The organism is Streptomyces sp. NPDC091271 (genome assembly GCF_044757505.1).
GTDB lineage: Bacteria > Actinomycetota > Actinomycetes > Streptomycetales > Streptomycetaceae > Streptomyces.
The window spans coordinates 583926-607054 of the sequence record NZ_JBIVVD010000007.1; the positions used below are offsets into that span (position 1 = coordinate 583926).

Genomic DNA, 23129 nt, shown 5'->3' on the forward strand with positions numbered 1-23129 from the left:
CCTCAAACGCCGGCGGGGCTTGATTGCGGGGCTCCGCCCCGGGGCGATCCCGCCTGCCCTGACGGGCCTTTGTCCTGCCGTGGGTAAAAGTTCAACTCAGCACCTGCGCAAGGGCTTTCCGTACGGGACGAACACGGCTACGGTCCCCTACGTGTACACGACATGACTCGCGTCACCGGGGCCCCTTGAGGAGCCCCGGTGGCGAGCGCGGCAGTCCCCGCGCGGAACGGCATGACGCACCCGCCCGTACAACCGGCACCACTCCGGAGGACGCACGTGCACAGAAGCAGCAGACGGCTCCGCGCCCGAAAAACACTCGCCCTCTTCACCGGCGGACTTCTCGCCGCCGCCACCCTCACCCTGGGTTCCTCGCCCGCCGCCACCGCGGACGCCCCGCCGGCCGCGCAGGCAGCCGCGGAGGACTTCCAGCAGGTCACCCTCGCCAAGGGTGCGGCCGAGACCGGCGAACCCATCTCGCTGGCGGTGCTCCCCGACCGCAGCGTGCTGCACACCTCGCGCAGCGGCGAGCTGCGGATCACGGACAGCGCCGGCAACACCCGGGTCTCCGGCACCATCCCCGTCTACTCGCACGACGAGGAAGGCCTCCAGGGCGTCGGGATCGACCCGGACTTCGCGGAGAACCGCGCGATCTACCTCTACTACGCGCCCCCGCTGGACACCCCCGCCGGCGACGCCCCGGAGAACGGCACCGCCGCTGACTTCGCGAAGTTCGACGGCGTGAACCGGCTCTCCCGCTTCGTCCTCAACGAGGACGGCACCCTCGACAACGCCAGCGAGAAGAAGGTCCTCGACATCCCGACCACGCGCGGCATGTGCTGCCACGTGGGCGGCGACATCGACTTCGACGCGCAGGGCAACCTCTATCTCTCGACGGGCGACGACTCCAACCCCTTCGCGTCCGACGGCTTCTCCCCGCTGGACGACCGGGCCGACCGCAACCCCGCCTTCGACGCCCGCCGCACGTCCGGCAACACCAACGACCTCCGTGGCAAGATCCTCCGCATCAAGGTCGCCGACGACGGCTCGTACACCGTCCCCGAGGGCAACCTCTTCGCCGCGGGCACGGACAAGACGCGCCCCGAGATCTACGCGATGGGCTTCCGCAACCCCTTCCGCTTCAGCGTGGACCAGGCCACCGGCATCCTCTACGTCGGTGACTACGGCCCCGACGCGGGCGCGGCGGACCCGAACCGCGGACCGGCCGGGCAGGTCGAGTTCGCCCGGGTGACGAAGCCCGGAAACTTCGGCTGGCCCTTCTGCACCGGCGCCAACGACCCCTACCGGGATTACGACTTCGCGACGCAGACCTCCGGACCGGCCTTCGACTGCGCCGCCCCGAAGAACGAGTCGCGGTACAACACGGGCCTGGTCGACCTGCCGCCCGCCCAGGCGGCCTGGATCCCGTACGACGGCGCGTCCGTGCCCGAGTTCGGCACGGGCTCCGAGTCCCCGATGGGCGGACCCGTCTATCACTACGACGCGGACCTGGACTCACCGGTGAAGTTCCCCGAGGAGTACGACGGTGACTTCTTCGCCGGGGAGTTCGGCCGGCAGTGGATCAAGCGCATCGAGCAGGACGCGGACGGCGCGGTCCAGTCCATCAACGACATCCCGTGGACCGGGACACAGGTGATGGACATGGCCTTCGGCCCCGACGGCGCGCTGTACGTCCTGGACTACGGCCTCTCCTGGTTCGGCGGCGACGAGCACTCGGCGCTGTACCGCATCGAGAACGCGACCGGCGGACGCTCGCCCATCGCCGAGGCCTCTTCGGACAAGACCTCCGGCACCGCGCCCCTCAAGGTGAAGTTCTCCTCCGAGGGCACGGCCGACGGGGACGGCGACGCACTCACGTACGCCTGGGACTTCGGCGACGGCGGCACGTCCACGGCCGCCAACCCCACGTACACGTACAAGAAGAACGGCACCTACACCGCCACGGTGACCGCCGAGGACCCGACGGGCCGCACCGGTTCGGCGAGCGTGCACGTCACCGTCGGCAACACGGCGCCCACCGTCGTGCTGCAGGCCCCGGCAGACGGGCAGCCGTTCGAGTTCGGCGACGAGGTGCCCTTCAAGGTGACCGTCACCGACCCGGAGGACGGCACCATCGACTGCTCCAAGGTCGAGGTCAAGTTCACCCTGGGCCACGACAGCCACGGTCACGACATCACCACCGAACACGGCTGCGAGGGCACCATCAAGACCGCCATGGAAGGCGGCCACGACCCGAACGCCAACATCTACGGCGGAATCTCGGCGTCCTACACCGACGGCGGGGGCGGCGGACAGGCCGCGCTGACCGGCCGTGACGGGGCGAAGCTCCAGCCGCGCCACCGCCAGGCCGAGCACTTCGACGACTCCTCCGGTGTCACCACGCCGAGCAAGACCAGCGCCCACGGCGGCAGGACCGTCGGTGACATCGACAACAACGACTGGATCTCCTTCACCCCGTACATCCTCGACGGCTCCACCAAGCTCACCGTCCGGACCTCCTCGGCCGGCGCGGGAGGCTTCCTCGAGGTGCGGGCCGGATCGCCCACCGGCAAGATCCTCGGCTCCGCGCCCGTCCCGGTGACCGGCAGCTGGGACACGTTCCAGGACATCGACGTGCCGCTGCGCGGCGCACCCAAGAAGGCCACCCAGCTCTTCCTGGTCTTCAAGGGCGGGGCCGGAGCCCTGTACGACGTCGACGACTTCGAGCTCTCGAACAGCCCGGTCGACCGGACCGCGAAGCGCGTCCTCGTCTTCTCGAAGACGGGCGGCTTCCGGCACGACTCGATCCCCGAGGGCACCGCCGCGCTGAAGGAACTGGGCAAGGACACCAACATCTCGGTCGACTCCACCGAGGAGGCCGGACAGTTCACCACCAGCAACCTGGCGCGCTACGACGCGGTCGTCTTCCTGTCGACCACCGGTGACGTCCTGAACGCCGACCAGAAGAAGGCGTTCGAGAACTTCGTGTCCACCGGCGGCGGTTACATGGGCGTCCACGCCGCGGCCGACACGGAGTACGGCTGGAAGTTCTACGGAGGGCTCGTCGGGGCGTACTTCGACTCGCACCCGCAGATCCAGCCCGCGACCGTCCGTGTGGAGAACCACGACCACCCGGCGACCGAGCACCTGGACGAGGCCTGGGACCGTACCGACGAGTGGTACAACTACCGCACGAACCCCCGGGACAAGGCCCAGGTCCTCGCCACCCTGGACGAGACGACGTACACCGGCGGCAACATGAAGGGTGACCACCCGATCGCCTGGTGCCAGGCGTACCAGGGCGGACGCTCCTTCTACACCGGTCTCGGCCACACCAAGGAGTCCTACGCCGAACCCGCCTTCCGGCAGCACCTGCTGGGCGGTCTGCGCTACGCGGCCGGACAGGTGAAGGCCAACTGCAAGCCGGACACCGGCTACCGGTCGATCTTCAACGGCAAGACGCTCGAAGGGTGGAAGCAGGCCGGCCCCGGGAAGTTCGCCGTGGCCGACGGCGAGCTCCGCTCCGAGGGCGGCATGGGCCTGTTGACCTACCAGGCCAAGGAGCTGAAGTCCTACTCGCTGAAGCTCGACTGGAAGATGGCGGGCGATGACAACTCCGGTGTCTTCGTCGGCTTCCCCGAGTCGGACGACCCGTGGTCCGCGGTGAACAACGGCTACGAGGTCCAGATCGACGCCACCGACGCGGCGGACCGCACGACCGGCGCCGTCTACACCTTCAAATCCGCCAACATCAAGGCCCGTGACCAGGTTCTGCGGCCGCCCGGCCAGTGGAACAGCTACGAGATCAAGGTCCAGGGCGAGCGGCTCCAGGTCTTCCTCAACGGGGTGAAGATCAACGACTTCACCAACACCGACCCGGCCCGCAGCCTCAAGAACGGCTACATCGGCCTCCAGAACCACGGAGCCGACGACCAGGTGTCCTTCCGTGACATCCAGCTGAAGGAGCTGCCCTCCACGTAGGGCGGCGTCCTCCTGAGCCGGTGGTGGGCGGGGAAGCGTTCCTCTTCCCCGCCCACCGTCCACCATCCCTCTTCAGCCCCCAGGGAGGCAGCCCGTGACCGCACGTGCCGTTCGTACCGGAGTCTGGTTCATCGGAGCACGCGGCTCCGTCGCCACCACCGCCACCGCCGGGTGCGCGGCCATCGCGGCAGGGCTCCACCCGCCGACCGGCATGGTCACCGAGACACCACCCTTCACCGACAGCGGGTTGCCACCGCTGACCGCTCTCGTCTTCGGCGGCCACGACACCCTCGACTGTCCCCTGCCCAAGAGGGCCGAGGCCCTCGCGGCCGGGGGAGTGCTGCCGCACGGGCTCCCCTCCGCCGTCGAGGCCGAACTCACCACCGCCGACGCGGAGATACGCCCCGGAGGTCCGCTCCGGGGTGACACCCGCACCGACGAGGAGCTCATCGCCGCCTTCGCCGCCGACATCGAGGACTTCGCGCGCCGCCACGAGCTGGCCCGCACGGTCGTCATCAACGTCGCCTCGACCGAACCGGCCCCCGGCGAGGACGACTCCCGCCTGCCCGCCAGTTCCCTCTACGCGGCGGCCGCGCTCCGCGCCGGCTGCCCGTACGCCAACTTCACCCCCTCCACCGGGCTGCGCAGCCCACACCTCCAGGACGCCGTCGACTCCTGCGGACTTCCCCACGCCGGACGCGACGGCAAGACAGGCCAGACGCTGCTCCGTTCCGTGCTCGCACCGATGTTCGTCCAGCGCGCACTGCCGGTGCGGGCGTGGTCGGGCACGAACCTGCTGGGCGGCGGGGACGGAGCGGCGCTGGCCGACCCGGCCGCGGCGGCCGCCAAGAACGCCGGCAAGGAACGCGTGCTCGCCGACACGCTCGGGTCGGCCCCCGAGGGCGAGGTCCACATCGACGACGTACCGGCGATGGGTGACTGGAAGACGGCGTGGGACCACATCGCCTTCGACGGCTTCCTCGGCTCGCGGATGATCCTCCAGACGATCTGGCAGGGCTGCGACTCCGCCCTCGCCGCACCGCTGGTCCTGGACCTGGCCCGGCTGCTGGCACGCTCCCACGAGACGGGCCTGAGCGGGCCCCGGCCCGAGCTCGGCTTCTATTTCAAGGACCCGGACGGCGGCCCGGCCGCACTGCCCGAGCAGTACGCCGAGCTGCTGGCCTTCGCCGAACGCCTGCGGGGCGCCCGGTGAAGGCACTGCGGCTGCTCGCGGCGGTGACCGGCGCCCCGCGGCTGCTCGGCGCCCGCCCCGCGGCGCCCCCGTACAGCCTGTCCGGTGCGGGCGGGACTGCGCCCGCACCGGACAGGCCCCCCGCCCGCGCGCGCCTGCGAGCCTGGGCGGAGCTGCTCCGGGTGTCGGCGCTGTTCACCGTGCCCGGTGACGCGCTCGCCGGGGCCGCGGCCACGGGCCGGCGCCCCGGCCGGGGCACGGCACTCGCGGTCGGCGCCTCGCTGTGCCTGTACGAGGCGGGCATGGCACTCAACGACTGGGCGGACCGGGAGGAGGACGCCGTCGACCGCCCGCACCGGCCGATCCCCTCGGGCCGTGTCGCGCCCGGGGCAGCCCTGGCCGCCGCGGGCGTCCTGACGGCGGCGGGTCTGGCTTTGGCCGCGCGGGCGGGCCGCCCCGCACTGGCGGTGGCATCCGGTCTGGCGGCCACGGTCTGGGCCTACGACCTGCGCCTCAAGCACACGAAGCTCGGGCCGGCCGCGATGGCATCGGCCCGCACCCTGGACCTGCTGCTCGGCGCGACCGCCACGGTGGCAACGATGTCGAACACGACTGCCGGGGGAGGTGCGGCCCCGGCCACCCGGCCCGCACCCGGCCGTACCCCCGCTGCCGCGCTCCCCGCCGCCCTCGTGCTCGGCGCGCACACCTACGCCGTGACCGCCGTCTCCCGCCACGAGGCGCACGGCGGATCCACCGCCGCACCGCTGGCGGCGCTGGCCGGTGTGGCCGGACTCGGGGCCGTCGTCCTGCGCGGCCGGACGGCGCCGGGGGAGCCACCAGGCCCTCCCGCCAACGCCGTACGGCTCCTGCTCCCGGCCTTCGCCGGCGCCTATCTCCGCACCTCCGCGGTCCCCCTTCTCCACGCCGCGCTCAACCCCTCCCCGCCCCTCACCCAGCGCGCCGTCGGCGGCGGGATCCGGGCGATGATCCCGCTGCAGGCGGCGCTCGCGGCCAGGGCCGGGGCGCCCGTCAACGGGCTCGCGGTCATGGGGCTCGTCCCCCTCGCCCGCGCGCTCGCCCGGAAAGTGAGCCCGACATGACCCTCCGCCTCGGCTACGGCACCAACGGGCTGACCGACCTCCGGCTCGACGACGCCCTCGGCCTCCTCGCCGACCTCGGTTACGACGGGGTCGGCCTGACCCTCGACCACATGCACCTCGACCCGCTGGCGCCGGACCTCGCCGCCCGCACCCGCCAGGTGGCCCGCAGGCTCGCCGGACTCGGCCTGGGTGTCACCGTCGAGACCGGGGCGCGTTACGTCCTCGACCCCCGGCGCAAACACGGCCCCTCCCTCCTCGACCCCGACCCGGACGCCCGCGCGGCCCGCACCGCCCTGCTCGTGCGCGCCGTGGAGGTCGCCGCGGACCTCGGTGCTCACGCCGTGCACTGCTTCAGCGGCATCACCCCGCCGGACACCTCCACGGACACCGCGTGGCAGCGGCTGGCCGAGGCCCTCGGCCCCGTACTGGAGGCCTCCGACCGCGCGGGAATCCCGCTCGCCGTCGAACCTGAACCCGGCCACCTCCTCGCCACGCTCGCCGACTTCCACCACCTACGCACCCTCCTCGGTGACCCGGGCCCGCTCGGACTCACCCTCGACATCGGCCACTGCCAGTGCCTCGAGTCCGCCTCGCCCGTGGACTGCGTGAAGGAAGCCGCCCCCTGGCTGCGCCACGTCCAGATCGAGGACATGCGGCGCGGCGTCCACGAACACCTGCCGTTCGGTGACGGCGAGATCGACTTCCCGCCGGTGCTCGAAGCGCTCGCCTCCACCGGATACGCCGGCCTCACCGTCGTCGAACTGCCCCGGCACTCCCACGCCGGCCCCGAACTCGCCCGCAGTTCGATCGACTTCCTGCGCCGGGCCACCGGGGCGACGAACGGAGCCGGACCATGCTGAGCAGCCGCAAGGAACTCGACGACCGGCTCCCGGGAGCGGCCAGGGCCTGGCTGGACGAAGCGCTCGCCGAGGCCGCGCACGCCGCGGCACATCCCGGCGCGGACAGCGGCAACCCGCCCTGGGAGCTGCGGTTCGCGTCGGCGGGAAGGCACTGCGGCCTCGAGCACGCCGATTCCGTGCGCGCACTGCTGCTCGTCGAAGCTCGCGCCGGGCTGCCCGCCGTGACCAGGCTCTACGACCAGGGCACCGCCGCCGAACGCCGCGCGGTCCTTCTCACCCTGCACCGCCTCGAACTCGGCGCCGCCGCGCTCCCGCTGGTCGAGGACGCCCTGCGCACCAACGACACCCGGTTGGTCGCCGCGGCCGTCGGCCCGTACGGCGCGGCCCACCTCGACGTGCACGGCTGGCGGCACGCCGTCCTCAAGTGCCTCTTCACCGAGGTCCCGGTCGAAGCCCTCGACCGGCTCGCCGAACGTGCCCGCGGCGATGCCGAACTCGCCCGCATGCTGGGTGACTTCGCAGCCGAACGCACTGCCGCGGGGCGTGCCGTCCCCGCCGGTCTGCGGACCGTCCTCGACCTCACGGCCCCGGCGCCCGCCACCGCCCCCACGTCCACGGAGGAAACCCGATGAGGATCTTCGACCCCCACATCCACATGACCTCCCGCACCACGGACGACTACCAGGCGATGTACGACGCAGGGGTCCGCGCCCTCGTCGAACCCTCCTTCTGGCTCGGCCAGCCCCGCACCTCGCCCGCCAGCTTCTTCGACTACTTCGACGCCCTCCTGGGCTGGGAGCCCTTCCGCGCCTCCCAGTACGGCATCGCCCACCACTGCACCCTCGCCCTCAACCCCAAGGAGGCGAACGACCCCCGCTGCGCCCCCGTCCTGGACGCCCTGCCCCGCTACCTCGTCAAGGACTCCGTCGTCGCCGTCGGCGAGATCGGCTACGACTCGATGACCCCCGCCGAGGACAAGGCACTCGCCACACAGCTCCAGCTCGCCGCCGACCACGGTCTTCCCGCGCTCGTGCACACCCCGCACCGCGACAAGCTCGCCGGTCTGCGCCGCACCATCGACGTCATCCGTGAGTCGGCCCTCGCCCCGGAGCTGGTCCTGCTCGACCACCTCAACGAGACGACCGTGAAGGACGCCCTCGACAGCGGCTGCTGGGCCGGTTTCTCCATCTATCCCGACACCAAGATGGACGAGGACCGCATGATCACGGTCCTGCGGAACCACGGCACCGACAGGGTCCTCGTCAACTCGGCCGCCGACTGGGGGAAGAGCGACCCGCTGAAGACCCGCAAGGTGGCCGACACCATGCTCAAGGCCGGATTCGACGAGGACGACGTCGACAAGGTCCTCTGGCGGAACCCCGTCGCCTTCTACGGGCAGAGCGGCCGGCTCCAGCTCGACCTCGACGCACCGGGCCCGCTCCACGAGGGCAACTCCATCCTCCGCGGCGGGGAGTGAACCATGCGCTTCCGCCACCCCGACGGCTCGACCGTGCACCTCGCCTACTGCACCAACGTGCACCCCGCGGAGACCCTCGAAGGAGTCCGCGCCCAGCTGCGCGACCACTGCGAACCCGTACGCAAACGGCTCGGCCGGGACCGCCTCGGCATCGGACTCTGGCTCGCCAAGGACGCCGCCCGCGCCCTGATCAACGACCCCGCCGCTCTGCGCTCCCTGCGCGGCGAACTCGAACACCGCGGCCTCGAAGTGGTCACCCTCAACGGCTTCCCGTACGAGGGCTTCGGGGCCCAGGAGGTCAAGTACCGCGTCTACACACCGGACTGGACCGATCCCGAGCGGCTCTCCCACACCACCGACCTGGCCCGGCTGCTCGCCGCGCTGCTCCCCGACGACGTCACCGAAGGCACCATCTCCACCCTGCCGATCGCCTGGCGAACCCCGTTCGCCGACGACCCCACGGCAGCGGTCACCGCGCGGAAGGCGTTCACCACGCTCGCGCAGCGGCTCGACGCCCTCGACGAGCTGACCGGCAAGGCCATCAGGATCGGCCTCGAACCCGAACCCGGCTGCACCGTGGAGACCACCGCCGACGCCATCGGCCCCCTCACCGCTGTGGGCCACGACCGCATCGGTATCTGCGTCGACACCTGCCACCTCGCCACCTCCTTCGAGGATCCGGACACCGCTCTCGACGCCCTGCGCACGGCCGGGATCACCATCGCCAAGGCCCAGCTCTCCGCGGCACTGCACGCCGAACACCCCCATCTGCCGGAGGTGCGTGCCGCCCTGGGGGCCTTCGCCGAGCCCCGCTTCCTGCACCAGACCCGCACCCTCACCGGTGCGGGCCTCCGCGGGACCGACGACCTCGGCGAGGCCATCTCCGGCGGCGCGCTCCCCGACAGCACCCCCTGGCGCTCCCACTTCCACGTCCCCCTGCACGCGCCCCCCGCACCCCCGCTCACCTCCACACTCCCCGTGCTCCAGTCCGTGCTGAACCGGCTCGTCGGCGGGCCCGTGGCCCTCACCCGGCACCTCGAGGTGGAGACGTACACCTGGCAGGCGCTTCCCGCCGAACTGCGGCCGCGCACCCGCACCCAGCTCGCCGACGGCATCGCCGCCGAGCTCACCCTCGCCCGCGACCTCCTCGTCGACCTCGGACTCAAGGAGCTCCCATGACCGCGCCCGGCGCCGGAACGCGTCCCACCCCGCTCCTCGTCCTCGACGTCGTCGGCCTCACCCCCCAGCTGCTCCAGCACATGCCGAACCTCCAGGCCATGGCCGGAGCCGGCGCACAGGCCCCCCTCTCCACCGTCCTGCCCGCAGTCACCTGTGCCGCCCAGTCCACCTTCCTCACCGGCACCACCCCCTCCGAACACGGCATCGTCGCCAACGGCTGGTACTTCCGCGAGCTCGGCGACGTCCTCCTGTGGCGCCAGCACAACGGGCTCGTCGAAGGGGACAAGCTCTGGGACGCCGCCCGGCGCGCCCACCCCGGTTACACCGTCGCCAACATCTGCTGGTGGTACGCGATGGGTGCCGACACCGACTGGACCGTCACCCCCCGCCCCGTGTACTACGCCGACGGCCGCAAGGAGCCCGACTGCTACACCCGGCCCCCGGCACTGCACGACGAACTGACCGAGAAGCTGGGCACCTTCCCCCTCTTCCATTTCTGGGGCCCCGGCGCCGACCTCGTCTCCTCGCAGTGGATCATCGACGCCACCCGGCACCTCCTCTCCACCCGCAGCCCCGACCTGGCCCTCTGCTACCTCCCGCACCTCGACTACGACCTCCAGCGCTACGGCCCCGACGACCCCCGCTCCCACCGGGCCGCGGCCGACCTCGACCGAGCCGTGGCCCCCCTGCTGGACGAGGCCAGGGCCGGGGGCCGCACCGTCGTCGCCCTCTCCGAGTACGGCATCACCCGCGTCGACCGGCCCGTCGACATCAACCGGGCCCTGCGCCGCGCCGGACTCCTGGAGGTCCACACCCAGGACGGCATGGAGTACCTCGACCCGATGGCCTCCCGCGCCTTCGCGGTCGCCGACCACCAGCTCGCCCACGTCTACGTACGCCGGCCCGAGGACCTCGACGCCACCCGGGAAGCCCTCGCGGACCTCCCCGGCATCGCGGAACTCCTCGACGACGAGGGCAAGAAGGCGAACCACCTGGACCATCCCCGCTCCGGCGAGCTCGTCGCCGTGGCGGAGAAGGACGCCTGGTTCACGTACTACTACTGGCTCGACGACGACCGCGCGCCCGACTTCGCGCAGCTCGTCGAGATCCACCGCAAACCGGGCTACGGCCCCGTAGAGCTCTTCATGGACCCCCAGGACCCCTACGTCCGGGTCAAGGCCGCCTCGGCGGTCGCCCGCAAGAAGCTCGGGATGCGCTACCGCATGGCGGTCGTCCCCCTGGATCCCTCACCTATCCGCGGCAGCCACGGCCGCCTGCCCACGAGCGACGACGAAGGTCCGCTCATCCTCTGCTCCACCCCCCACGCGTTCAACGGCCGAGTCCAGGCCACCGAAGTGAAGTCCTTGCTCCTCCAGCTTGCCGGACTCCACTGACAATCCACCCCGCCCGCACGTTCACAGGGAGATTCGTGATCATGAGCCGCACCCCGAAGGACCCCGAGCTCGCGCGCAGACTCAGCCGCCGCAACGTCCTGGGCGTCGCCGCCGGAGCCACGGCCGCGACCCTCCTCAGCGGCGCCGCCGCCCAGGCGGCCGGCCCGCACACCGGCCAGGCACACGGCCACGGACATGGCAACGGGCACGGCAAGGGCCGCGCCGTCCTGCCTCCGGGCCGCCTCGGCATCCAGCTGTACAGCCTCCGCGACAAGGTCTCCACCCTCGGCTTCGCCCCCGTCTTCGCCGAACTCGAGAAGTACGGCTACGACGAGATCGAGTTCGCCGGATACACCCAGGGCTCGGCCGGAGCCATCACCCTCGCCCAGCTCAAGCGGCTGGCCAAGGACCACGGGCTCAACCCCATCGGCAGCCACGTCAACTACTACGACGACAACAACCCCGACGCCTACTCCTTCGCGCAGAACCTCACCAAGGTCCTCGACGAGGCGGAGGCCCTCGGTCTGAAGCACATCGGCACAGCCTCCGGGCCGTTCCGCTACGGCGACACCGTCGACGGCTGGAAGCGGGCGGCCGAGGACTTCAACACCTACGGCGCCGCGGCCCGTGAGCGCGGCATGAAGTTCTACCAGCACAACCACGCGGAGGAGTTCTCCTTCGCCACCGACAAGCCGAAGGTACGCCTCTACGACGTCCTGCTCGCCGAGACCGACCCCGACCTGGTGTACCTCGAGATGGACATCTACTGGGCTTTCTGCGCGCAGTTCCGCTTCGGCAAGCGCGTGGACGGCACGCCGGCCCCCTTCAACCCCATCGACTACGTACTCAAGCAGCCCGACCGCTACCCCCTCTTCCACGTCAAGGACGGCACCCGCAACGACGCCGCCCGCGACGGCTACGACATGACGGACGTCGGTGACGGCGACATCGACTACAAGAACTTCCTGAGCCGGGTCACCGCGCGGACCCACCGCGGCCGTACCTACCACCACTGGCAGACCGAGCACGACAACCCGGTCGAGTCCCTCGCCTTCGCCCGCAAGTCGAGCGAGCACCTGCACTCGCTCCGCGAGAGCCGCTGCGGCGACTGACGCCCGACGGGACGGCACACGCGTGGGGCCCGGTTCCAGGAACCGGGCCCCACGCGTGTGCTGCGGTGTGCGATCAGTCGGTCTCCCGGATCACCGGAGCCGGGGCGGCCTTCACCAGCGGGTTGCCCTTCCGGTCGCGGCCGGGTGCCGCGAGGAACAACGCGAGGAATCCCGCGAAGAACGAGATACTGCCCGCCAGGATGAACGCGCCGTTGAGCCCCCAGGCGTCGACGACCAGGAAGCCCATCCCCGCTCCGAGTCCGGAGACGAGCTTGGAGCTGTAGACCATGCCGTAGTTGGTGGCGTTGTTGTTCTCACCGAAGTAGTCCGCGGTCATCGCCGCGAACATCGGGAAGATGGCGCCGCCCCCGAACCCGGAGACCGCGGAGAAGAACAAAAACAGTGGCAGGCTCTCCATGTCGGCCGCCCAGATGATGCCGAACTGGGCGAGCCCCAGGATGACGCAGACGTAGAGCAGGCACTTCTTGCGGCCGTAGAGGTCCGAGAGCCAGCCGATGACGCCGCGCCCGGTGCCGTTGACGATCGCCTTGAGCGACATGGCCGTGGCCACGATGCCTGCGGCGAAGCCCGCGTCCTGGCCGATGTCGACCTGGAACGCGATACCGAATATGTTCACGCCGGAGGTACAGGCGAGGCAGCACCACATCAGTGCCACGCGGCCGGTCCTCCAGGCCTCGCCGGGGGAGTACTGCTTGATGGCCGGCGGGTTCTTCTCCAGTGCACGGCGGGCCCGTGGGTCCTCGGGAGGGTTGAGCGGGTCGACCTCCGAGGGCCACCAGTTCTTCGGCGGGTCCCGGAAGAAGAAGCCGGCGCAGGCCACGAGCGCGGCAAGGAAGACCCCCACCGAGACCAGGACCCATCTGAAGTTGGTGATGTCCATGAACCCGGTGAAGATGAAGACGAACGGTACCGAACCGTAGGCGAAACCACCGTTGACGAAGCCCGTCTTGCCACCCCGGCGCTCCGGGTACCACTTGCCGACCATGTTGACGCAGGTGGCGTACACCATGCCCGCGCCCATGCCCGAGAACACACTGAAGCCGATGTACGCGAAGATCACGTGCGGCGCGTACGCCAGTGACAGGTAGCCGAGGAGGGTGCCCGTCGCGCCGAGCATCATCGCCCAGCGGGCCGGCAGCCTGCCGGTCTCCCTCAGTCTGCCCGCGGGCATCGCGACCGCGGCCTGGAAGAACACCCAGACTGTCATCATCCAGTAGATGTGACCGCTGTCCCAGTTGTGCGCGTGGTGCAGCGTGTCCTCCGCCGACGCGAAGGCGTACTCGGCCGAGCTGATGCCCATCATGCCGACCCACGGCAAAATGACCATCCACTTGCGCTTGCGGCCCATGATGTCGATGTCGCTCTCGCCAAGGCGGTAGGTCCTGCCGTTGGCGTCCGTCACCTCCCTGTAGGGGACGGAAGTCGAGATGTCGGTTGTCGCCATGTAGATCGAACCCCTTGCGTGGAAGAAGTCTGGCCAGCGCCCCCTGCCCGTTCTCACTTCGCGCGGGGGCCCGCGGCCGAGCGTCACGCCGCAGACCCCGTGGTTCGAGCCGTCTCATCAGGTCATCGGGCACCTCCCAACAACCCGGCGGCCCTGGCCCACCTGTACTTCGCGCCGAGTACGGCGACCGGCCGCTCCGTGGTGTACGGATACGCCACGACGCCCCTCTCGAACAGGTATGCGCATGCCTCCTCGACCTCCGTGTCGCCGGCGAGCGAAGCCACCACGGGCTTCTCGATCCCGCGCTCCCGGAACTCCTCCACCACCCGGGCCGTCAGCTCCGCGAAGACCATCGGAGGGGTGACGATCGTGTGCCAGTAGCCCAGCACCAGCGCGTGGATCCGCGGATCCTCCATCCCCAGCCGGATCGTCGCCTCGTACGTCGACGGCGGCTCACCGCCCGTGATGTCGATCGGGTTCCCGGCCGCCCCGAACGGCGGGATGAACGCCTTGAACGCCGTGTCCAGGTCCGGCGGGATCTCCATCAGCGAGAGCCCGTTGTCGACGATCGCGTCAGACAGGAGCACCCCCGAACCCCCCGCCCCCGTGATGATCACGACGTTGTCGCCCTTGGGGGCCGGCAGCACGGGCAGCGCCCGCGCGTACTCGAGCATGTCGTTCAGCCCCGGGGCCCGGATCACCCCCGCCTGCCGCAGGATGTCGTCGTACACGGCGTCGTCCCCGGCCAGCGCGCCCGTGTGGGAACCCGCCGCCCTGGCGCCCGCGCTCGTCCGGCCCGCCTTGAGGACCACGACCGGCTTCTTCGGCACGGTCGCCCGCGCCGCCTCCACGAACGCCCGCCCGTCCTTGAGGTCCTCCAGGTGCATCGCGATGCACTTGGTGTTCGGGTCCTCGCCGAACCAGGTCAGCAGGTCGTCCTCGTCGATGTCCGACTTGTTGCCGAGCCCGACGATCGCCGACACCCCCGTCCTCGTCGACCTCGCGAAGCCCAGGATCGCCATGCCGATGCCACCGGACTGCGAGGTCAGGGCCACCGGGCCCTTGACGTCGTACGGGGTGCAGAACGTGGCGCAGAGGTCCTGCCACGTCGAGTAGTAGCCGTAGATGTTCGGCCCGAGAAGCCGCACACCGTGCTCCTCGCCGATCGCCACGATCTCGTCCTGGAGGGCCTGTTCGCCCGTCTCGGCGAAGCCGGACGGAATGAGCACGGCATTGGGGATCCCCTTGCGGCCCACCTCCTGGAGCGCCGACGCGACGAACTTGGCGGGTATCGCGAAGACCGCCACATCCACCTCACCGGGAACGTCGAGGACACTCTTGTACGCCTTGCGGCCGAGAATGTCATCGGCCTTGGGGTTCACCGGATGGATCTCGCCCGCGAACCCGCCGTCGATGAGGTTGCGCATCACCGAATTGCCGATCTTGCCCTGCTCGTTGGACGCGCCGATGACCGCGACCGAACGCGGCTCCATCAGCCGGCGCATCGATACGAGGATCTCCTCACGGCTGTAGCGTCGCCGCGCCTTCACCTCCTCGGTCGTCAGCAGGATCCGGATGTCGGCGGCGACAGCGCCGTCCGGAGACGCGATGACAGGGTTGAGGTCGACCTCCGCGATCTCCGGGAAGTCCGTGACCAGTTGGGAGACCCGTCGGATCTGCTCCGCCAGCGCCCACCGGTCCACGGCCGGCGCTCCGCGCACCCCCTTGAGGATCTCCGCGGCGCCGATCGAGTCGAGCATCGACCGCGCCTCCTCCGCGGTCACCGGTGCCAGCCGGAAGGTGATGTCCTTGAGCACCTCGACCAGGACACCGCCGAGGCCGAACGCCACCACCTTCCCGAACGTGGGGTCGGTGACCGCCCCCACGATGACCTCCTGGCCGGGCGGCACGAGCTGCTGCACCTGTACGCCCTCGATCCGCGCGTCGGCCGCGTAGGCCTTCGCGTTCTTCACGACGGTGCAGAAGGCCGCGCGCACCTCCTTGGCACCCGACACGCCGACCACGACGCCGCCCGCATCCGTCTTGTGCAGGATGTCGGGGGAGACGATCTTGAGGACCACCGGCCCGCCGAGACGGTCGGCCAGCGCCACCGCCTCGTCCACGTCCCGGGCCAGGCCCTCGCCCGGCACCGTGATCCCGTACGCGTCGGCGACGACCTTCCCCTCCGGCGCGGTGAGCGCGCTGCGCCCCTCGCCCCGGACACGGTCGAGCAGCGCCCTGACGCGGTCATGCTCCTGGTTCTCGACTGTTCCGGCCATGCTCAGATGACTCCGTTCGTCTTGAGAAGCCGCAGTTCCTCGTCACCCAGGCCCAGTTCGCCGACGTAGACCTCCGCGTTGTGCTCACCGAGCAGCGGGGAGGTAACGATGTCGACCGGGGAGTCGGAGAGCTTCAGCGGGCTGCCGACGGTGGTGAAGGTGCCGCGCTCGGGGTGTTCGACGCGGACCACCATCTCGTTGGCGGCGAGGGACTCGTCCTCGGCGATCTCCTTGGTGGAGAGGATCGGACCGCACGGGATGTTGTGCGCGTTCAGCTGTTCCAGGACGTCCCACTTGGGGAGCGTGGCCGACCACTCCTCGATCAGCTGGAACATCTTGCCGAGCTTCGGCAGCCGGGACTCGGGCGTCGCCCACTCGGGGTCGTCGGCCAGCTCCGGCCGGCCGATCAGCGCGGAGAGGGGCTTCCACCCGACCGGCTGCACGATGACGTACACGTAGTCGTTGGGGCCGCCCGGCGCGCACTTCACCGCCCACCCGGGCTGGCCGCCGCCGCTGGCGTTGCCGCTGCGCGGCACCTCGTCGGCGTCGGCGGTGTCCTGTGCGTTCGGGTACTCCGCGAGGGGCCCGTGTTCCAGCCGCTGCTGGTCGCGCAGCTTGACCCGGCACAGGTTGAGCACCGCGTGCTGCATCGCCACGTTCACCCGCTGGCCGCGTCCGGTGTTCTCCCGCTGGAAGAGGGCGGCGAGGATGCCGGCCACCGCGTGGATCCCCGTGCCCGAGTCGCCGATCTGGGCGCCGGTGGCGAGAGGCGGCCCGTCGGCGAATCCGGTGGTGGACATGGAGCCGCCCATGGCCTGTGCGACGACCTCGTACGCCTTGAAGTTGGTGTACGGGCCCTCGCCGAAGCCCTTGATGGAGGCGTACACGATCCGGGGGTTGATCTCCTGGATCCGCTCCCAGGTGAACCCCATGCGGTCCACGGCGCCCGGGCCGAAGTTCTCCACCATCACGTCGCTGCGGCGGATGAGCTCGGTGAGGATCTCCTTGCCGCGCTCGCTCTTGGTGTTGAGTGTGATGCTCCGCTTGTTGCAGTTGAGCATCGTGAAGTAGAGGGAGTCGACGTCGGGCAGATCGCGCAACTGCTTGCGGGTGATGTCGCCGCTCGGCGCTTCCAGCTTGACCACGTCCGCCCCGAGCCAGCCGAGCAGCTGGGTGGCGGAGGGTCCGGACTGTACGTGTGTCATGTCGAGGACGCGCACGCCCTCAAGAGCCTTGGTCATGCCAACCGCTCCTCTGTCACTTGTACATGGTCTGGTTCATCGTTCCGGGGGCGTACGCGTCCGGGTCGACCCAGACGTTGATGAGCGAGGGAAGACCCGACTCACGGGCCCTGCGCAGCGCGGGTGCGATGTCGGCGGGGTCGCGTACCTCTTCGCCGTAACCGCCCAGCATCTGGGCGAACTTGTCGTAGTGGACGTCGCCGAGGGTGTTGCCGACCCGCTCGCGCTCGTCGCCGTATTTGGCCTTCTGGCCGTAACGGATCTGGTTCATCGAGGAGTTGTTGCCGACGATGCCGACGAAGGGCAGGTTGTAGCGGACCAGCGTCTCGAAGTCCCACCCGGTGAGGGAGAACGCGCCGTCGCCGAAGAGCGCCACGACCTCCTTGTCGGGCCTGGCCTGCTTGGCGGCCAGCACGAACGGCACCCCCACCCCGAGCGTGCCGAGCGGGCCCGGGTCCATCCAGTGGCCCGGGGTGCGGGGCTGGACGACCTGCCCGGAGAAGGTGACGATGTCGCCGCCGTCCCCGATGTAGACGGAGTCCTCGGTCAGGAAGTCGTTGATCTCGCTCACCAGCCGGTAGGGGTGGATGGGCGAGGCGTCCGACTTCAGCTGGGGCAGCCGCTTCTCGATCGACACCTGCTCGGCAGCCCGCAGTTCGTCCAGCCAGGCCTTGCGCAGTGCGGAACCGCCGTTGATCCGGCCGCTCGCGGCCTCCGTGACCGCCTTCAGGACCAGCGAGGCGTCACCGACGATCCCGAGGTCGACATCGCGGTTCTTGCCCACCGTGCGGTAGTCGAGGTCGATCTGGACGACGGTGGCGGCCGGCGAGAGCCGCTTGCCGTAGCCCATCCGGAAGTCGAAGGGGGTCCCCACGATCACGATCAGGTCGGCGTTGGAGAACGCGTAGCGCCGCGAGAGCTGGAAGTGGTGCGGATCGCCGGGCGGGAGAGTGCCGCGGCCCGCGCCGTTCATGTACGCAGGGATGTTGAGCGTCCGGACGAGCTCGGTGGCGGAGTCCGTCGCGCGGGTCGTCCAGACCTGACTGCCCAGCAGGATGGCGGGCTTCTCGGCGTGGACGAGCAGATCGGCGAGCTTCTCGATGTCGGCCGGATCACCCGCCGCGCGGGTGGACGCACGGTACCGCCCCGCCTCGGGGACCCGTGCCCTGTCCGCCGGGACCTTCGCGTCCAGCACATCGCGCGGGATCTCCAGGAACGACGGGCCGGGCGCCCCGTGGTAGCACTCCCGGAACGCCATCGACACCATGTCCGCCGCCCGCGCGGTGTCCGGCACGGTGGCCGCGAACTTGGTGATGGGCGTCATCATGTCGACGTGCGGCAGATCCTGGAGAGAGCCCATCTTGTGCTGGGTGTGCGCTCCCTGACCGCCGATCAGAAGCATCGGTGACTCGGCACGGAAGGCGTTGGCGACACCCGTGACGGCGTCGGTCGTCCCGGGACCCGCGGTGACGACGGCGCACCCCGGCTTCCCGGTGATCCGGGCGTAGCCGTCGGCCGCGTGGGCGGCCACCTGTTCGTGCCGTACGTCGACGACCTCGATGCCCTCGTCGACGCAGCCGTCGTAGATGTCGATGATGTGGCCGCCACAGAGGGTGTAGATGCGTTCCACCCCCTCCGCCTTGAGTGCCTTGGCGACCAAGTGCCCACCGGAGATGAGGTTCTGGCTGTCCTGGCTGTCCTCGGGCATGGCGATGTCCTGTCCCTTCGTAGGGGAGTGCGGGAGCCGCTCCGCCGCTCTCGCGGTACATTGCATACAGTCGACGAATACTGTATGAAGCTTGTTATCCCGCATCCGGTGGGTGGTGTCCAGGGGGCGTGCGGCACTTTCACAATCGGCACGATCGGGAGTGGCTATGGATCTGTACGAGCACCAGGCAAGGCAACTCTTCGCGGATCACGGCATCGCCGTACCGGACGCCGAGGTCGTGGACCACCCGTCCGCGGTGCACGCCGCGGCCGAACGGCTGGGCGGCCGTGTCGTCGTCAAGGCGCAGGTCAAGGTGGGCGGCCGGGGCAAAGCCGGCGGGGTGAAGGCCGCCGCGGACCCTGCGGCAGCCGTCGTCACCGCGCGCGGGATCCTCGGCATGGACATCAAAGGACACCTCGTCCGGACCGTGATGCTCGCTCAGCCCGTGGACATAGAGGCGGAGTTCTACGTCAGCTACGTGCTGGACCGGGCCGCCGGGACCTTCCTCGCCATCGCCTCGGCGGAGGGCGGCATGGACATCGAGGAGGTCGCCGCCACCCGGCCGGAGGCCGTGGCCCGTATCCCCGTGAACCCGGCCGAGGGGGTCACGGCGGCCAAGGCGGCGCAGATCGCGGAGGCGGCCTCCCTCCCGCCGGAGACCGCCCCCGTACTCCAGGCGCTGTGGCGGGTACTCACCCAGGAGGACGCCCTGCTGGTCGAGGTCAATCCGCTGGTCCGCACCACGGACGGCCGGGTCCTCGCCCTGGACGGCAAGGTCACCCTGGACGACAACGCCGCCTTCCGGCAGAGCCGTTGGGGTGCGGACACCGCCGACCCCCACGGGGACCCGCTGGAGGCGGCGGCCGCCGCCAAGGGGCTCAACTACGTCAAGCTCGACGGCGAGGTCGGCATCATCGGCAACGGCGCCGGACTCGTCATGTCCACCCTCGACGTCGTCGCCGGCTGCGGCGCACGCCCGGCCAACTTCCTCGACATCGGGGGAGGGGCCTCGGCCCGTGTCATGGCCGACGGACTCACGGTCATCCTCTCCGACCCGTCGGTGAAGTCCGTCTTCGTCAACGTGTTCGGTGGCATCACCGCCTGCGACGCGGTCGCCGACGGGATCGTCCAGGCCCTCGACTCGGTCCACCTGACCAAACCACTGGTCGTACGCCTCGACGGCAACAGCGCGGCACGCGGGCGGGCGATCCTCGACGACCGTGCGCACCCGATGGTCCAGCAGGTCACCACGATGGACGGCGCGGCCGACCGAGCAGCCCGACTCGCCCTGGGAGGGCACTGATCATGGCCATCTTCCTCAGCAAGGAGAGCAAGGTCCTCGTCCAGGGCATGACCGGCGCCGAGGGCATGAAGCACACCAGGAGAATGCTCGCCGCGGGCACCCAGATCGTCGGCGGCGTCAACCCGCGCAAGGCGGGCCGCACCGTGGACCTCGACGACCGTACGGTCCCGGTCTTCGGCTCCGTACGCGACGGCATGGACGCCACCGGCGCCGACGTCACCGTCGTCTTCGTCCCCCCGCCGTTCGCCAGGACGGCCGTCGTCGAGGCGGCGGACGCGGGCATCGGTCTGGCCGTGGTCATCACCGAGGGCATCCCCGTCCACGACGCCGTGGCCTTCCACGCCCACGCGAAGGCGCACGGCACGCGCGTCCTCGGACCCAACTGCCCCGGGGTGATCAGCCCGGGGCAGTCCAACGCGGGCATCATCCCCGCAGACATCGCGACGAAGCCCGGCCGGATCGGCCTGGTCTCCAAGTCGGGCACGCTCACCTACCAGCTGATGCACGAGCTGCGCGAGACGGGCTTCTCGACGGCGGTGGGCATCGGCGGCGACCCGGTGATCGGGACGACGCACATCGACTGCCTGACGGCCTTCGAGAACGACCCGGACACCGAACTGATCGTCCTCATCGGCGAGATCGGCGGAGACGCGGAGGAACGCGCCGCGGCCCACATCGCCCAGCACATCACCAAGCCGGTGGTCGGCTACATCGCCGGCTTCACGGCCCCCGAGGGCAAGACGATGGGCCACGCCGGAGCGATCGTCTCGGGGGCGAGCGGCACGGCCGCGGCGAAGAAGGAGGCGCTGGAAGCGGCAGGAGTCGCGGTGGGCGCCACCCCGACGGAAACGGCCCGCCTGGCGGAGGACAGGCTGCGCGGCTGACAACCGAGATCCGGCACCGCGGGACCACGTCCGTGGCAGAGCCGCACCGAATCAGCCCGTCCGGCACCGCGGGACCACGTCCGTGGCAGAGCCGCACCGAATCAGCCCGTCCGGCGATTGAGGACCGGGGTCCGGGGCGGAGCCCCGGTCACGGGAAGGGGCGGGCAGGGGAACAGGCCCGCCGCAGGCGCCCCACCGGCCCCCTCCACCCGCACCCCCGCCACCGCACCCAGAGCGGAGACCCGATGACACAGACACCCGCACAGACCCCCGCACAGACCCCCACCCCCGCCCCCACCTCCCTCACCCTCAAGCCAGGAACCGCCTGGCACGACGCCTGGGAACGCTGCCTGGCCAGCGCCCCCGAGGCCTTCCAGGACGACAGGGCCCGCAACCTCTGGGCCGCCACCTGGCACCGGGACGGCCGCACCCTCCCCGCCACCAGCCCCATCGACAACACCCCCATCACAGGACCACCCCGCCTGGACGCAGCGACCGCCCGGCAAGCGGTCCGGGCGGCCCTCGACGCCCACCGCGCCTGGCGCCACATCCCGCTCCCCGAACGCCGTGCCCGCGTCTCGGCCACCCTCGACGCCCTCACCGAGCACCGCGAGCTCCTCGCCCTCCTCCTGGTCTGGGAGATCGGCAAGCCCTGGCGCCTCGCCCAGGCCGATGTGGACCGCGCCATCGACGGCGTCCGGTGGTACGTCGACCACAGCGACCGCCTCCTGGCCGGCCGCACCCCGCTCGCAGGCCCCGTCTCCAACATCGCCAGCTGGAACTACCCCATGTCCGTGCTGGTCCACGCGATGCTCGTACAGGCGCTGGCCGGCAACGCGGTGATCGCCAAGACCCCCACCGACGGCGGCGTCTCCTGCCTCACCCTGGCGTGCGCGCTCGCCGCCCGCGAGGGCGTCCCGCTCACCCTGCTCAGCGGCAGCGGGAGCGAACTGTCGGAACCGCTCGTCAGGTCGGCCGAGATCGGCTGTGTCTCCTTCGTCGGCGGCCGGGACACCGGCGCCCGGATCGCCACCGCCGTCGCCGACCTCGGCAAGCGGCACATCCTGGAACAGGAGGGCCTCAACACCTGGGGCATCTGGAACCACACGGACTGGCCGTCCCTCACCGCGGTCATCCCGAAGCTCTTCGACTACGGCAAGCAGCGCTGCACCGCCTACCCCCGCTTCGTCGTCCAGCGCACGCTCTTCGCGGACTTCCTGGCGGCCTACCTTCCCGCCGTACGGTCTCTCCGCACCGGGCACCCCCTCGCCGTGGAGCACCCCTCCGACCCCCTTCCCGTACTGGACTTCGGCCCTTTGATCAACGCGACCAAGGCCAAGGAACTGCACGACCAGGTCACCGAGGCCATCGACCGCGGGGCCGTCCCCCTCCACCAGGGATCCGTGGCGGACGCCCGCTTCCTCCCGGGCCAGGACACCAGTGCGTACCTCCACCCGGTCACCCTCCTCAACCCGCCTCCGTCTTCGCCGCTGCATCACGCGGAACCCTTCGGCCCGGTCGACACGATCGTCCTGGTCGACACCGAGGCCGAGCTCCTCGCCGCCATGAACGCCTCCAACGGCGCCTTGGTCGCCACCCTGTCCACCGACGACCCGGCGACGTACGAGCGGCTGGCGCCGCAGATCCGCGCCTTCAAGACCGGTCACGGCAAGCCACGTTCCCGGGGTGACCGCGAGGAGCTCTTCGGAGGCTTCGGCGGGTCCTGGAGAGGTGCCTTCGTGGGCGGTGAGCTACTCGTACGGGCCGTGACCGAGGGCCCGCCGGGGGAGCGGCTGCCGGGCAACTTCCCCGACTACCACCTCATGCCGTAACCGTGGGTGGTGGGCCCCCCGCGCGGGGGCCCCCCCCCCCCCCCCCCCCCCCCACAACACCCCCCCCCCCCCCCCCCCCCCCCCCCCCCCCCCCACAAAGCGGGCCGCCACAACACGACCGGCTC

The 23129-nt window shown here is 70.7% G+C and carries 16 protein-coding genes; 12 read left to right on the forward strand and 4 right to left on the reverse strand.

The genetic code is table 11. The features are described from left to right. Positions 1-276: 276 nt before the first annotated feature. The 9 genes from ACIQM3_RS29720 to ACIQM3_RS29760 all read left to right on the forward strand — a co-directional run bounded on the left by ACIQM3_RS29720 (position 277) and on the right by ACIQM3_RS29760 (position 12292). Positions 277-3978: a ThuA domain-containing protein gene (locus ACIQM3_RS29720; RefSeq protein ID WP_401629714.1), complete on the forward strand. Its 3702-nt coding sequence runs from the start codon at positions 277-279 to the stop codon at positions 3976-3978. A gap of 94 nt (positions 3979-4072) precedes the next feature. Continuing rightward, positions 4073-5191 carry an inositol-3-phosphate synthase gene (locus tag ACIQM3_RS29725; RefSeq protein ID WP_401629717.1) on the forward strand — a complete coding sequence of 373 codons (1119 nt, stop codon included), beginning with the start codon at positions 4073-4075 and terminating at the stop codon, positions 5189-5191. Beyond that, positions 5188-6270, forward strand: coding sequence for an SCO3242 family prenyltransferase (locus tag ACIQM3_RS29730; RefSeq protein WP_401629720.1), 1083 nt, complete (start codon positions 5188-5190; stop codon positions 6268-6270). Before ACIQM3_RS29725 ends, ACIQM3_RS29730 begins: the two co-directional genes overlap by 4 nt. Beyond that, entirely contained in the window at positions 6267-7130 is an 864-nt protein-coding gene (locus ACIQM3_RS29735) for a sugar phosphate isomerase/epimerase family protein (RefSeq protein ID WP_401629723.1), read from the forward strand. The genes ACIQM3_RS29730 and ACIQM3_RS29735 overlap by 4 nt, the downstream gene beginning before the upstream one ends. Continuing rightward, on the forward strand, positions 7124-7762 hold the full coding sequence (locus ACIQM3_RS29740; RefSeq protein WP_401629725.1) for an EboA domain-containing protein: 639 nt from the start codon (positions 7124-7126) through the stop codon (positions 7760-7762). Before ACIQM3_RS29735 ends, ACIQM3_RS29740 begins: the two co-directional genes overlap by 7 nt. Beyond that, on the forward strand, positions 7759-8607 hold the full coding sequence (locus ACIQM3_RS29745) for a TatD family hydrolase (RefSeq protein WP_401629728.1): 849 nt from the start codon (positions 7759-7761) through the stop codon (positions 8605-8607). Before ACIQM3_RS29740 ends, ACIQM3_RS29745 begins: the two co-directional genes overlap by 4 nt. Positions 8608-8610: 3 nt before the next feature. Then, positions 8611-9786: a metabolite traffic protein EboE gene (eboE, locus tag ACIQM3_RS29750; RefSeq protein WP_401629731.1), complete on the forward strand. Its 1176-nt coding sequence runs from the start codon at positions 8611-8613 to the stop codon at positions 9784-9786. After that, positions 9783-11180, forward strand: a complete 1398-nt coding sequence (locus tag ACIQM3_RS29755) for an alkaline phosphatase family protein (protein WP_401629733.1) — start codon at positions 9783-9785, stop codon at positions 11178-11180. Before eboE ends, ACIQM3_RS29755 begins: the two co-directional genes overlap by 4 nt. Before the next feature lie 41 nt (positions 11181-11221). After that, positions 11222-12292: a sugar phosphate isomerase/epimerase family protein gene (locus ACIQM3_RS29760; protein WP_401629736.1), complete on the forward strand. Its 1071-nt coding sequence runs from the start codon at positions 11222-11224 to the stop codon at positions 12290-12292. A 73-nt stretch (positions 12293-12365) separates the two neighbouring features. Here the strand turns inward: ACIQM3_RS29760 and ACIQM3_RS29765 are convergent, their stop codons facing one another. The 4 genes from ACIQM3_RS29765 to ACIQM3_RS29780 all read right to left on the reverse strand — a co-directional run bounded on the left by ACIQM3_RS29765 (position 12366) and on the right by ACIQM3_RS29780 (position 18985). Next, the gene (locus ACIQM3_RS29765) at positions 12366-13757 is read right to left on the reverse strand and encodes an OFA family MFS transporter (RefSeq protein WP_401629739.1); all 1392 of its coding nucleotides are present in this window, start codon (positions 13755-13757) and stop codon (positions 12366-12368) included. Positions 13758-13879: 122 nt separating this feature from the next. Then, complete coding sequence (locus ACIQM3_RS29770) at positions 13880-16036, reverse strand: acetate--CoA ligase family protein (protein ID WP_401629741.1); 2157 nt, start codon at positions 16034-16036, stop codon at positions 13880-13882. Between the two features lie 2 nt (positions 16037-16038). Further along, complete coding sequence (frc, locus tag ACIQM3_RS29775) at positions 16039-17277, reverse strand: formyl-CoA transferase (protein WP_401629744.1); 1239 nt, start codon at positions 17275-17277, stop codon at positions 16039-16041. Between the two features lie 16 nt (positions 17278-17293). After that, positions 17294-18985, reverse strand: a complete 1692-nt coding sequence (locus ACIQM3_RS29780; protein ID WP_401629746.1) for a thiamine pyrophosphate-binding protein — start codon at positions 18983-18985, stop codon at positions 17294-17296. A gap of 166 nt (positions 18986-19151) precedes the next feature. On the opposite strand from ACIQM3_RS29780, the gene sucC reads away from it, so the two are divergent. The 3 genes from sucC (at position 19152) to ACIQM3_RS29795 (ending at position 23004) form a co-directional block, all read left to right on the forward strand. Further along, positions 19152-20288, forward strand: a complete 1137-nt coding sequence (sucC, locus tag ACIQM3_RS29785) for an ADP-forming succinate--CoA ligase subunit beta (RefSeq protein ID WP_401629748.1) — start codon at positions 19152-19154, stop codon at positions 20286-20288. Between the two features lie 2 nt (positions 20289-20290). After that, the gene (gene sucD, locus ACIQM3_RS29790; RefSeq protein ID WP_401629751.1) at positions 20291-21172 is read left to right on the forward strand and encodes a succinate--CoA ligase subunit alpha; all 882 of its coding nucleotides are present in this window, start codon (positions 20291-20293) and stop codon (positions 21170-21172) included. Positions 21173-21417: 245 nt separating this feature from the next. Next, entirely contained in the window at positions 21418-23004 is a 1587-nt protein-coding gene (locus ACIQM3_RS29795; protein WP_401629754.1) for an aldehyde dehydrogenase family protein, read from the forward strand. The last annotated feature ends 125 nt before the right edge of the window (positions 23005-23129 follow it).